This is a genomic window from Burkholderia seminalis DSM 23518 (assembly GCF_902832885.1).
GTDB classification, from domain to species: domain Bacteria; phylum Pseudomonadota; class Gammaproteobacteria; order Burkholderiales; family Burkholderiaceae; genus Burkholderia; species Burkholderia seminalis.
Map to the genome: position 1 here is coordinate 60,859 of NZ_CADFDK010000015.1, position 12,431 is coordinate 73,289.

The 12,431-nt window shown below is 67.8% G+C and carries 12 protein-coding genes; 6 read left to right on the forward strand and 6 right to left on the reverse strand.

Features of this window, described 5'->3' with window-relative positions; all coding sequences use genetic code 11:
* The first annotated feature begins 39 nt into the window (after positions 1–39).
* Positions 40–408, forward strand: a complete 369-nt coding sequence (locus tag HWX00_RS31035) for a hypothetical protein (protein ID WP_034189037.1) — start codon at positions 40–42, stop codon at positions 406–408.
* Between the two features lie 91 nt (positions 409–499).
* Here the strand turns inward: HWX00_RS31035 and HWX00_RS31040 are convergent, their stop codons facing one another.
* Positions 500–697 (reverse strand): hypothetical protein, encoded by a 198-nt coding sequence (locus HWX00_RS31040; protein WP_006477892.1) that lies wholly within the window; start codon positions 695–697, stop codon positions 500–502.
* A 302-nt stretch (positions 698–999) separates the two neighbouring features.
* Complete coding sequence (locus tag HWX00_RS31045) at positions 1,000–1,779, reverse strand: DeoR/GlpR family DNA-binding transcription regulator (protein WP_006493999.1); 780 nt, start codon at positions 1,777–1,779, stop codon at positions 1,000–1,002.
* Positions 1,780–1,992: 213 nt separating this feature from the next.
* Between HWX00_RS31045 and HWX00_RS31050 the strand changes: the two genes are divergently transcribed.
* The 3 genes from HWX00_RS31050 to HWX00_RS31060 all read left to right on the forward strand — a co-directional run bounded on the left by HWX00_RS31050 (position 1,993) and on the right by HWX00_RS31060 (position 5,352).
* Positions 1,993–3,633, forward strand: a complete 1,641-nt coding sequence (locus HWX00_RS31050) for a gamma-glutamyltransferase family protein (protein WP_034189038.1) — start codon at positions 1,993–1,995, stop codon at positions 3,631–3,633.
* A gap of 314 nt (positions 3,634–3,947) precedes the next feature.
* Positions 3,948–4,775, forward strand: coding sequence for a ferritin-like domain-containing protein (locus HWX00_RS31055; RefSeq protein ID WP_034189104.1), 828 nt, complete (start codon positions 3,948–3,950; stop codon positions 4,773–4,775).
* A gap of 70 nt (positions 4,776–4,845) precedes the next feature.
* Positions 4,846–5,352 (forward strand): hypothetical protein, encoded by a 507-nt coding sequence (locus tag HWX00_RS31060; RefSeq protein WP_175027337.1) that lies wholly within the window; start codon positions 4,846–4,848, stop codon positions 5,350–5,352.
* On the opposite strand, the gene HWX00_RS31065 is transcribed toward HWX00_RS31060, so the two are convergent.
* The 3 genes from HWX00_RS31065 to HWX00_RS31075 all read right to left on the reverse strand — a co-directional run bounded on the left by HWX00_RS31065 (position 5,346) and on the right by HWX00_RS31075 (position 9,007).
* Positions 5,346–6,797 carry a DEAD/DEAH box helicase gene (locus HWX00_RS31065; RefSeq protein ID WP_069706278.1) on the reverse strand — a complete coding sequence of 484 codons (1,452 nt, stop codon included), beginning with the start codon at positions 6,795–6,797 and terminating at the stop codon, positions 5,346–5,348. The genes HWX00_RS31060 and HWX00_RS31065 overlap by 7 nt on opposite strands.
* 127 nt (positions 6,798–6,924) lie before the next feature.
* The gene (locus HWX00_RS31070; protein WP_034189041.1) at positions 6,925–8,223 is read right to left on the reverse strand and encodes a c-type cytochrome; all 1,299 of its coding nucleotides are present in this window, start codon (positions 8,221–8,223) and stop codon (positions 6,925–6,927) included.
* Between the two features lie 19 nt (positions 8,224–8,242).
* On the reverse strand, positions 8,243–9,007 hold the full coding sequence (locus HWX00_RS31075) for a c-type cytochrome (protein WP_034189042.1): 765 nt from the start codon (positions 9,005–9,007) through the stop codon (positions 8,243–8,245).
* Positions 9,008–9,382: 375 nt separating this feature from the next.
* On the opposite strand from HWX00_RS31075, the gene HWX00_RS31080 reads away from it, so the two are divergent.
* Positions 9,383–10,315, forward strand: a complete 933-nt coding sequence (locus HWX00_RS31080) for a CopD family protein (protein WP_034189043.1) — start codon at positions 9,383–9,385, stop codon at positions 10,313–10,315.
* Positions 10,316–10,438: 123 nt separating this feature from the next.
* On the opposite strand, the gene dgoD is transcribed toward HWX00_RS31080, so the two are convergent.
* Positions 10,439–11,587 carry a galactonate dehydratase gene (gene dgoD / locus HWX00_RS31085; RefSeq protein WP_034189044.1) on the reverse strand — a complete coding sequence of 383 codons (1,149 nt, stop codon included), beginning with the start codon at positions 11,585–11,587 and terminating at the stop codon, positions 10,439–10,441.
* Positions 11,588–11,721: 134 nt separating this feature from the next.
* Here dgoD and HWX00_RS31090 point away from each other — a divergent pair, with 134 nt between their 5' ends.
* Positions 11,722–12,426, forward strand: coding sequence for a FadR/GntR family transcriptional regulator (locus tag HWX00_RS31090; protein ID WP_034189045.1), 705 nt, complete (start codon positions 11,722–11,724; stop codon positions 12,424–12,426).
* The last annotated feature ends 5 nt before the right edge of the window (positions 12,427–12,431 follow it).

The following is a 12,431-nucleotide window of genomic DNA, read 5'->3' on the forward strand; positions in this document are numbered from 1 at the left end:
GACGATACTGGCGGAATCGACCGTTTCGCGAGGTGAATCATGCGTATTGGGATGTGGACTGGCGTGTGCGCAGTCCTTCTGGCGGGCTGCAGCGCCGGCACGCCGCCGCTCGCCGGCAACTGGCGGGCGCCGTCGTTCGTCGACCTGCAGACGTCGTGCGGCGGTCCGGCGCGCGACTGGGGCGCGGACGCGCAGCCGGTCTACTCGACGCTGTACGACGCGTATGTGGCGAAACGGTATCGCGGGCTGACCGAGGCGAACTATTGTGCGTTCGTAAACGAACTTTCGACCCACTATGTGGCGCCTGACGCGGCGGCGCGCGCCGGCTGGATCGCGTATTTCAACGGGGCGCGCGCGCAGGCCATCAGCTGGCGGGCGGCGGTCGATCCGACGCTGCGCGGCGGTTGAAGCCGGCCGCGGCGAACGGGCGGGGCAAGCGGAAACGACCGCGCGGCCGGAGTCGGCCGCGCGGACGGGTCAGGTCAGGAACAGCGGAATGTCACGAATAGCGGTACTTGATGGATCGCAGCGCGGCGTCGCCGGTCTCGGTCACGCAGTATTTGCGTCCCGAGCCGAGCCCTTCCAGGCGAACGAGCTGCTGTTCGAGCAGGATGTCCAGTTCATCCCGATCCATATCGCGCTGATCAGGCGCGTCCTTCACAAGCAATAGCGTGGCGAATTCATGCGGACTCAGCATCGTTCTCTCCATGGCAATCGGACTGCCCGCGCAGCCGGCGCAAACGCCGGCGCGCGATACCCCGCGGGGTATGGCTTGGGGGGAAAAGCTGCATTCGCCGGCCCTGCAGTTCGCACCGCCCTGGCACAGGCGGATCAGGCGAACGGGCCGGGGAACTGGAGTCTAGTCGAGCGCGCGGGCAACGACAAATCGTGCCCCGTTAATTTTCCGTTTGACAGGAACGGGGGCCGCAAGCGGTTCGCGCGCGGCGCCAACTTCTTGATTTCACTTGAAGTTTCAGGTGCGGTGCAGCATCACGATCGTCATTCCGCGACGTACACCTGGGTGCCGGCCGCGGCCACCGTGTCGGCCATCTCGGGCGGCAGCGGCTTGTCGGTGAAGAGCGCGTGCACCTGGCTCAGGTGGCCCTGGCGCACGAGCGCCGGGCGGCCGACCTTCGAATGATCGGTCACGAGGTAGACCGTGCGCGCATGCTGCATGATCGCCTCGGCCACGCGCACCTCGCGCGTGTCGAAGTCGCGCAGCGTGCCGTCGGCCTCGATCGCCGACGTGCCGATGATCGCGTAGTCGACCTTGAACTGCCGGATGAAGTCGATCGCGAGCTCGCCGACGATGCCCTTGTCCCACGGCCGCACGATGCCGCCCGTGATCAGTACCTCGCAGTCGGGATAGCCGCTCATCATCGACGCGACGTTCAGGTTGTTCGTGATCACGTGCAGCCCGTGATGGCGATTCAGCGCGCGGGCGACTTCCTCGGTCGTCGTGCCGAGGTTGATGAACAACGACGCCTGGTCGGGAATGTGCGACGCCGCGAGCGCCGCGATGCGCCGCTTCTCGTCGTGGAACATCCGCTGGCGCGCGGTGTATGACACGTTCTCCGAACTGGTCGGCAGGCTCGCGCCGCCGTGGTAGCGGCGCAGCAGGTTCAGGTCGGCGAGCCAGTTCACATCGCGGCGGATCGTCTGCGGCGTCACGGCGAAGTGCGCGGCGAGATCGTCGACGGTCACGAAGCCGTCGCGCTGCACCCATTCGAGCAATTCCTGCTGGCGCGCGTTGAGGGTGAGGCGGGGATCTCGGGTCATGGCTCGATGGTCGTGTCGTGAGACGGAGCGGGTATTGTAAGGGCGGCAACGGCATTCGGCCGGCGCGGCGGGCGTCGCGGCGCGTAATTCATGCGGAAATAGCATGGATTCATGTGACAAATGAATTTGTGCGATCGCGCTGATCGCGCTGCAATGGCGGATTGCCTGCGCACGCGGGCGCGCGTTCACTCAGCTTTCGACGAGGTGGCATCGATGACTGGCTTCAACTGGCACAACCCGTATCCGACGACCCGCATTCCGGTATTCGCGCGCAACGTCGTGTCGACGTCGCACCCGCTGGCCGCGCAGGCCGGCCTGCGGATGCTGTGGAAGGGCGGCAATGCGGTCGACGCGGCGCTGGCCGCCGCGGCCGCGATCACCGTCGTCGAACCGGTGTCGTGCGGCCTCGGCGGCGACGCGTTCGCGCTCGTGTGGGACGGCGAGCGGCTGTCCGGGCTGAATGCGTCGGGCGTCGCGCCGGCCGCATGGAACGTCGACTACTTCCGCAAGCGCCACGGCGAGAACGCGCACGGCTTCGCGAACAAGCCGACGCGCGGCTGGGATACCGTGACCGTGCCGGGCGTGATCGCGGGCTGGGAAGCGCTGCACGCGAAATTCGGCTCGCTGCCGTTCGCGGACCTGCTCGAACCGGCGATCGAGATCGCGGAGCGCGGTTATGCGGTGCCGCCGATCGTCGCGCACAAGTGGGCCGCGGCCGTGCCCGAACTGCAGGGCCTGCCGGGCTTCGCGGACACTTTCATGCCGCACGGCCGCGCGCCGCACGTCGGCGAACGCGTGTGCCTGCCCGGTCATGCGCAGACGCTGCGCACGCTGGCGAAGGACGGCGCCCGGGCGTTCTACGAAGGCGCGCTCGCCGAGCGCATCGCCGCGTTCGCGCGCGAAGGCGGCGGCGCGATGACCGAAGCCGACCTGCGTGCGTACCGGCCGGAATGGGTCGAGCCGATCGGCAAGCGCTTCGGCCGCCACACGATTCACGAGATCCCGCCGAACGGGCAGGGCATCGCCGCGCTGATCGCGCTCGGGATCGCCGAGCAGGCGGGCGTGACCGAATGGCCGCTCGATTCGGTCGACTCGCAGCATCTGCAGATCGAGGCGATGAAGCTCGCGTTCGCGGACGTCTATCGTTACGTCGCCGATCCGCGCGCGATGGACGTCACGCCCGAGCAGATGCTCGACGACGCGTATCTCGCCGAACGCGCGAAGCTGATCGATCCCGCGCGCGCGACGCACTTCGGCGCCGGCCGGCCGCATTCGGGCGGCACGATCTACCTGTCGGCCGCCGACGAGCGCGGGATGATGGTGAGCTTTATCCAGTCGAACTACATGGGCTTCGGTTCGGGGCTCGTCGTGCCGGGCACCGGCATCGCGCTGCAGAACCGCGGGCACGGCTTCTCGATGGATCCGGCGTCGCCGAACGTCGTCGCGGGCGGCAAGCGGCCGTTCCACACGATCATCCCGGCGTTCGTCACGGAGGAAGTCGACGGCCGCACCGAGGCCGTGATGAGCTTCGGCGTGATGGGCGGCGACATGCAGCCGCAAGGCCATCTGCAGACCGTCGTGCGGATGCTCGGCTACGGGCAGCAGCCGCAGGCCGCGTGCGATGCGCCGCGCTGGAAGGTCAACCGCGACTTCACGCTCGACGTCGAATCGACGATGAACCGCGCGACCGTCGACGCCCTGGCCGCACGCGGCCATACGATCCAGTCGATCGACGATCCTTACATGGATTTCGGTTCGGGGCAGTTCATCTGGCGTCTCGACCGCGACGATCGCGAGCGCGGCTACGTGGCGGCGAGCGACAGCCGGCGCGACGGCCTGGCGGCCGGTTTCTGACGGATCGCCGCCGTTTTGCGTGCTCGACGGGCGGCCGAACGGCCGCCCGTTTCGTTTGGCGCGGCCCCGTACCGTCGACCGGGCGCAAGCGGTTTGAAGGACTCATCTAACGAACGGCAACGGACGTCGCGGAACTGCGCCTGTCGGGTATGGTCAGTGCTCTGGAGCACGAACCGCAAAGTCCGGCTAAGATGCCAGCATGGTTCGGCCGGACCAATTCACTATAAACGACGTAAAACGCCGCCTGCGGGAAGGCGGGCGCCTGTGCCGAAGGCATGGGCCGGCCCCCGCGCGACGACTGGGAGCGCACCACCATGGACACGAAAACGACGCATGTCATGCCGTGGCGTATCGAGGACATCGACCTGAACCGGATCGATCGTCAGCGTGCCGCCGCGAACGAGGATCTGCTGCTGCTGCTGTGCGCGTCGTCGTTCATCGAAAGCGGCTCGGATCTCTACACGAGCAATCTGAGCACCTTCTTCAATGACGATCCGGAAGTCTCCGCATGGCTCAACAATGCATGGGAGCACGAAGAATTGCAGCACGGCCGCGCGCTGAAGGCGTACATCGCGCACGTGTGGCCCGAGTTCGACTGGGATACCGCGTTCGCGAATTTCTTCGCCGAGTATTCGAAGACCTGCTCGGTCGAGGCGTTCGAGAAGACCCGCGCGCTCGAGATGGTCGCGCGCTGCGTCGTCGAGACGGGTACCGCCACGCTTTATCGCGCGATCAACGAGTGCTCGGACGAGCCGGTGCTGAAGGAAATCACCGACAACATCCGCACCGACGAAGTGCGTCACTACAAGCACTTCTTCAAGTTCTTCAAGAAGTACAACCAGGTCGAGGGCAACGGCCGGCTCGCCGTGCTCGGCGCGCTGGCGCGCCGCGTGATGGAAATCAAGAACGAGGATTCCGAGATCGCGCTGCGCCATGTGTTCGCGATCCGCTATCCCGATCGCGTCGGCGACAATCAGTACAACCGCGAGCGTGCCGCGCGCATCAATTCGCTCGTGCGTCGCAACCTGTCGGCCGACATGTGCGTGAAGATGCTGCTCAAGCCGCTCGACCTGCCCGCGAAGATCCAGCCGGGCGTCCACTATCCGCTCACGAAGATCACGCGGCACGTTTTCCTGCGCTGATCGACGCGGTACGGCCCGTCGCGCGTACGCTGGCGCCTCCTCGTCCGATCCGCTCCAGGGCCACGCCATCATGACCGATACCCCTCGCCACGCACTCGAACAATGGACGTTCGATGCGTGGCCGTCCGCCATCGTGGCGCTGTTCGACGGCACCGCGCTCGAGCGTCATGCCGACCTCGCCGCGTCGCTGATCGTCGCGACCGACGACGGCCAGTTGCGCACGACGCTGCTCGGCGTCGGCGAGATCTATGCGCACGATGCGCGCACGCTGCTGATCGCGCTTTGGCCGCAGTCGCGGGCCGCGCGCGCGATCGCGCAGCGGCGCACGGCCGCGTTGACGCTCGTCGCGGACGGAGCGTTCTTTCAGGCGCAATTGAAGATGACGCCGCTCGAAGGAGACTTCGGCGGCCTCGCCGGATTCGCCGCGACGATCGCGCGGGGCGAGGCGCAGCGGGTCGGCTATGCGCGACTCGCGACGGGTGTCACGTTCACGCTGGAAGGGGAGCGCGCCGCGGTGCTCGCACGCTGGCAACGCCAGGTCGAGCACCTGCGGCGCGCAGCCGCGCGGCTTCAGTGACCGCGCTGGCCGCTGCGCGACGAACGATTGCGGTTCGGGTGCGCGGCGTTGCCATTCGCCGGGCGGGCGCTGTTGCCGCCGCCCGCCGGACGTCCGCCGGTACCGCCGGCGGCGCCTTGCGTGCGCGGCTTCGCGGCCTTCTGCTGCGAGGCTTTCGGTTGCGCGTTGCCGTCGCGTTTCGCGGCCGGCTGGCCTGAGCCGCCCGCCCGCGGCTGGCGATTGCCGCCGCCACCGCCGCCGCCATTACCACCACCGCGCGGCTGTTGCCCGCGACGCTGCTGGATCGGCTCCGGCTTCGCGTTCGGATCGGGTTCGAAGCCCGCGATCACTTCCTGCGGAATCTCGCGCTTGATCAGCCGCTCGATGTCGCGCAGCAACTGCTTCTCGTCGACGCACACGAGCGACACCGCTTCGCCGGTCGCGCCCGCGCGGCCCGTGCGGCCGATCCGGTGCACGTAATCCTCGGGCACGTTCGGCAGGTCGAAGTTGACGACGTGCGGCAACTGGTCGATGTCGATCCCGCGCGCGGCGATATCGGTCGCGACGAGCACCTGCAGCGTGCTGTTCTTGAACTCGGCCAGCGCGCGCGTGCGGGCCGACTGGCTCTTGTTGCCGTGGATCGCCATCGCGCTGATGCCGTCCTTCGTCAACTGCTCGGCGAGCCGGTTCGCGCCGTGCTTGGTGCGCGTGAACACGAGTACCTGGAACCAGTTGTGTTCGCGGATCAGGTGCGTGAGCAGCTCGCGCTTGCGATCGCGGTCGACCGGGTGGATCTTCTGCGCGACGCTTTCGGCCGTCGTGTTGCGGCGTGCGACCTCGATCAGCGCGGGCGAATCGAGCAGGTTGTCCGCGAGTGCCTTGATTTCGTCGGAGAAGGTGGCGGAGAACAGCAGGTTCTGGCGCTCCGGCGGCAGCTTCGCGAGCACGCGCTTGATGTCGTGGATGAAGCCCATGTCGAGCATCCGGTCGGCTTCGTCGAGCACGAGGATGTCGAGATCCGACAGGTCGATGGTCTTCTGCTGCATGTGGTCGAGCAGGCGGCCCGGCGTCGCGACGACGATGTCGACGCCGCGCTTGAGCGCATCGATCTGCGGATTGATGCTGACGCCGCCGAACATCACGGTCGAGCGCAGCTTCAGGTACTTGCTGTACGCACGGACGCTTTCCTCGACCTGCGCGGCGAGTTCGCGTGTCGGCGTGAGGATCAGCGCGCGCACCGCGCGCTTCGCCCCGCGATTGTCGGCGTAGAACGTATGCAGGCGTTGCAGGATCGGCAGCGTGAAGCCGGCGGTCTTGCCGGTGCCCGTTTGCGCGCCGGCGAGCAGGTCGCCGCCGCCGAGGACGGCAGGGATCGCCTGCTGCTGGATCGGGGTCGGCGATGTGTAGCCGAGCTCGTTGACCGCCTTGACCAGCGGTTCGGCCAAGCCGAGAGATTCGAAAGACATAGATACCACTCTTGAGTTTTATGATCGGCGACACCTCGCGCGGCCCGCGCGGGGACTGGCGTCGCAAAAAGCAAAGGGGCGCGGCTGCGGTTTCCCGCAGCCGCGCCCCGTTTGCGTCACGCGTTATTTAGTCAAGCGGCGCGGAACGCAGGTCACTCACCTGTTGCGGCGAGATCGGCGTACCGTTGTTGCCCCACGACATCCGGATGTACGTTACTACAGCTGCGACTTCCTGGTTCGACAGCGACTGCGCGAACGGCGGCATGCCGTACGGACGCGGGTTCTTGAACGTGCTCGGCGGATAGCCGCCATTCAGCACCATGCGGATCGGGTTGACCGCCGATTCCATCATGATCGAGTGGTTGCCCGCGAGCGGCGGATAAGCAGGCGGCTTGCCCGCGCCGGTTTCGGCGTGGCAGGTCGCGCAGTTGTCTGCGTAGATCTTCTTGCCCTGGTCGAACAGCGCGTTGCCGAATTGCTTCGACGGCTCGTACTGCATGTTCTTCGGCGCTTCAGCCTTCTGCGGGATCGACTTCAGGTACGTCGACATCGCGCGCGTATCTTCGTCGGTCATGTACTGCAGGCTGTTGTGGACCACGTCCGCCATCGGGCCGAACACCGCGCCCTTCTGCGACACGCCGGCCTGCAGCAGGTCGGACAGCTCCTGCACGTGCCAGTCGCCGAGGCCGAGTTCCTTGTCGTTCGTCAGCGACGGCGCATACCAGTTCTGCAGCGGGATCAGGCCGCCGGCGAACGCCGACGAACTCACCGGGCCGCCCATCATGTTGATCGAGGTGTGGCACATCGAGCAGTGGCCGAGGCCTTCGACGAGGTACGCGCCGCGGTTCCATTCGACCGACTTCGTCGGATCCGGCTTGTATTCGCCTTCCTTGAAGAACAGCGTGCGCCAGCCGATCAGCAGGTTGCGGTTGTTGAACGGGAACTTCAGTTCGTGCGGACGGCTCGGCACCGACACCGGCGCGACCGAGCGCAGGTACGCGTAGATCGCGTCCGAATCCGCGCGCGTGACCTTCGTGTAGCTCGCGAACGGGAAGCCCGGGTAGAGCAGGCTGCCGTCCTTCGAGCGACCCGTGTGCATCGCGCGGTAGAAGTCGTCCGACGTCCACTTGCCGATACCGTTCTGGTCGTCCGGCGTGATGTTCGGCGTGTACATCGTGCCGAACGGCGTCGCCATCGGCAGGCCGCCCGCGAACGACTTGCCGCCGCGCACGGTGTGGCACGCGATACAGTCGCCGACGCGCGCGAGGTATTCGCCCTTCTTGATCAGCGCGGCCTGGTCGGCCGGCGTGGCCGCGACGGCGGAAGCGCCGTGCAGCGTGTCGTTGCCCGGCCACAGGACCGGCACGAGGGCGGCGGCCGCGACGATCGCGGCGGCCGAGAGTGCAAACAGGGACTTGCGTTTCATTGTGTCTGTCTCCCTTGCCTTATTGCGGTTCGCTGCCGCAGGCGAGCGGAGTCTTCATCGAACGCGCCGGGGCCGGCACGGGGTTGGCGGGCGCCGGTTGCGCGGCGAGCCATGCGGTCACGGCCGTCACGTCTTCGTCGGAAAGCTTCGACGCGATGTCGTGCATGCAATCCGGCGCCTTCGCGTGACGGTTGCCCGAGCGCCAGGCGCCGAGCTGCGCGCTCAGGTAATCGGCGTGCAGGCCGACGAGGCCCGGGATCGCCGGCTGCATGCCGGTCAGCCCTGCGCCGTGGCAGGCCACGCAGGCCGGCAGCTTGCGGGACGGATCGCCCTGCGTGACGAGCTGCTTGCCGCGTGCGAGCGTCGCAGCCGGCAGCGTCGGCTTCGCCGGCGTCGGATACGGCGGACGTTCGGCCGAGAAGTGCTCGGCGATTTCGCGCAGGTAGTCGTCGTTCAGGTACGTCAGCAGGTAGTTCATCGGCGGGTACTTGCGCCGGCCGTCACGGAAGTTGACGAGCTGGTTGTACAGGTACTCGGCCGGCTTGCCGGCAAGACGCGGGAAATAGTCGTTGTCGGTGCCCTGGCCGTGGACGCCGTGGCATGCAGTACAGCCGCGCACACGCTCGGCCATGGTATCGGGTGCCTTGAGCGGCGCCTGCTGGGCGTGCGCTTGCTCCGTGGGCTTGGTCTGCGCTTGGGCAGCGCTCATAAGGCCCGCGCCGCCGATCATCAGAACGGCGAGCAGCGGACGGAAGAGGCGTCTTGAAGACACACGAGACTCCATGATTATTCGTCGGGGACCTTGTCCGGGCTACGATCGGCTCGGCGCATGGACGGCAGGACAGCCGGGCTGCTGCGACGCGGCATTCTATCATCGATGGGTAATGACGGCTATTTGGCAAAAGGACATCGGTTCCTGTCTGTTTGCGACTTGCGACAATTTGACGCGTATTGCGACGCCGCTGTGTGAACCGGCGTGCGTTTTCCCCATCGAAGACCGTACACTCGCGGGTCGCGCGGCGCCGCCTCCGCCGCTGGTCCAGTCATTTCTCCCGTTTCCGGATTCATCAATGACGTTTTCTACCGTGCCGTTGCCTTCCTCACGCCGTCCGTCCCGTTGCCGCCTCGCCGGCCCGTCGCTTTCGGGAGGGTGCGCGCGATGAAGTTCGACAGCTTGTGGATCGGTCAGGTCGCGCTCGCGGCGCTGATGGACGCCGCGTTCGCGATGGCGGTCGGCTCGGCGCTGCTCAAGGCGTGGCTCGGCAAGGACGGCGCACGGCCGGTCATCTCGCCGTCGCATCCGGCGTGGCTGCGCGCGCAACATTCGCTGGTCGCGGCGGCGCTGGCGCTGGTGCTCGCGGATCTCGGCTGGCTCGTCTACGAGGCCGCGACGATGAGCGGCGCGGGGCTCGGCGGCGCGTTCGCCGCGATCCCGGTCATGCTGATGCAGACGCATACGGGCTTTGCGTGGAGCGTCGCGTTCGCCGGCGCCCTGGTGCTCGCGATCGTCGCGCTCGCGAAGCCGGACGGCCCCGTCGCACACGCGGTGCTGTGGTTCGCGGTGATCGTGATCGCGGCCGGCAAGGCTTCCCTCGGCCATGCGGCCGATACGGGCGCACTGTCCGCGGCGGTCGGCGTACAGACGCTGCACCTGCTCGCGACGGCGGTGTGGGGCGGCCTCGTGCTCGCGGGCGGGCTCGCGGTGCTGCCGGCACTCGGCTCGTCGGTCGCGCGCGGCGCGCTGATCCGCATCGGCCAGCACCTGTCGCGCACGTCGATCGCCGCGGTCGTGTTCGTGCTCGGCACGGGCGCGCTCAACGCGATCCGCGGGCTCGGCGGCTCGCTCGCGCCGCTCGACGGCAGCACGTGGGGGCGCGTGCTGTTGCTGAAGCTGCTGCTCGTCGCGCTCGCGCTCGTGCTCGGCGGCCTGAACCGCTTCTCGGCGCTGCCGCGCCTGCGCCGCACCGCGTCGACCGAGGACGCGCACACGTTCCGCAATATCCTGCATCTCGAAGGGATGACGATGATCGGCGTGTTCGTCGCGGCAGCCGTGCTGTCGTTCAGCGTGCCGGGCTTCGCGGCGCTCGGCTGACGGCCCGTTGCGCGCGGCGCCACGCAACGGTGCCGCGCATGCAGGCACGGCCGCCTGTCGGGCGGCCGTGCCGACATCGGGGCGTACCGCGCGGGCCTCGGCCGCGCGCGATGGGCGTCGCGCTTACCACTCGGCGACACTGCCGTCCGCATGGCGCCACACCGGATTGCGCCAGCGGTGGCCGGTCTTCGCCATCTCGCGCACCTTCTCCTCGTTCACGTCGATGCCGAGCCCCGGGCCCTGCGGGATCGCGACGAAGCCGTCCTCGTAGCGGAACACCTCGGGGTTGCGCAGGTAGTCGAGCAGGTCGTTGCCCTGGTTGTAGTGGATGCCGAGGCTTTGTTCCTGGATGAATGCGTTGTAGCTGACCGCGTCGAGCTGCAGGCACGCGGCGAGCGCGATCGGGCCGAGCGGGCAGTGCAGCGCGAGCGCGACGTCGTAGCTTTCCGCGAGCGTCGCGATCTTGCGGCACTCGGTGATGCCGCCCGCGTGCGATGCGTCGGGCTGGATGATGTCCACGTAGCCGCCCGCGAGGATGTGCTTGAAGTCCCAGCGCGAGTACAGCCGTTCGCCGAGCGCGATCGGCGTGTTGGTCTGGTTGACGATGTCGCGCAGTGCCTCGGCGTTCTCCGACAGCACCGGCTCCTCGATGAACATCAGCTTGTACGGGTCGAGCTCCTTCGCGAGCACCTTCGCCATCGGCTTGTGCACGCGGCCGTGGAAGTCGACGCCGATCCCGACGTGCGGGCCGACCGCGTCGCGCACGGCCGAGACGTTCGCGATCACCTGCTCGACCTTGTCGTAGGTATCGACGATCTGCAGTTCCTCGGAGCCGTTCATCTTGACGGCCTTGAAGCCGCGCTCGACGACCGCGCGCGCATTGTTCGCGACGTCGCTCGGCCGGTCGCCGCCGATCCACGAATACACCTTGATGCGATCGCGCACCTGGCCGCCCAGCAGCGCGTGCACCGGCACGCCGTGATGCTTGCCCTTGATGTCCCACAGCGCCTGGTCGACGCCGGCGATCGCGCTCATCGTGATCGGGCCGCCGCGGTAGAAGCCCGCGCGGTACATCACCTGCCAGTGGTCTTCGATCAGCAGCGGGTCGCGGCCGACGAGGTAGTCGGCCAGCTCCTGCACGGCGGCCTCGACCGTGTGCGCGCGGCCTTCGACGACCGGCTCGCCCCAGCCGACGATGCCCTCGTCGGTTTCGATCTTGAGGAACAGCCAGCGCGGCGGGACGACAAAGGTTTCGAGGCGGGTGATTTTCATGACGCGAGTCTCCATGGTTGACCGGCGCGGCCGCTCGGGCGCGGCGCACGGTCGCGTGCTTTCACGGTTATCCTAGCGTAGCCCGATAAAAAATAGTATTAATAGCATTATTGTGCAGATAGTGGGCAGCCGGCCTGCCGGATCAACGGAGAACGACCATTCAACGCGACCTGCATGGACAGACGGCCTTCCAGCTGGCGACGGCGATCCTGCGCGGCGACCATCCGCCCGAATCGCTGCTGCCGAGGGAGCCCGACCTGATGGAGAGGTACGGCGTGAGCCGCACGGTGATGCGCGAGGCGTTGCGCACGCTGACGTCGAAGGGGCTCGTCGAGTCGCGGCCGAAGGTCGGCACGCGCGTGCGGCCGCGCCGTGCGTGGAACCTGCTCGATGCCGACCTGCTCGACTGGTATGCGCGCGTCGCGCCGCCGCTCGCCTTCGCGCTGAAGCTGCAGGAGATGCGCGAGATGATCGAGCCGTACGCGGCCGCGCTGGCCGCGCGCGCGCATACGCCGGAAGCGTTCGCCGCGATCGACGGCGCGGCGCGCGCGATGGCCGCCGCACGCACCGTCGACGAATGGGTGCGCGCCGACCTGCGCTTTCACCTGAGCGTGCTCGAGGCCGGCGGCAACGAACTGCTGGTGCCGCTCGGCACGCTGATCGACCGCACGCTCGAGGCGCAACTGCACCTGAATGCGCGCCGGGCCGACGTCTACAACGCGTCGCTCGCCGAGCACCTGGCCGTCAGCGACGCGATCCGCGTGCGCGACGAGGACGGTGCGCGCCGCGCGATGGCGTCGTTGCTCGCGGTGACGCGCGCGCGGATCGAGATGTCGTGACGGAA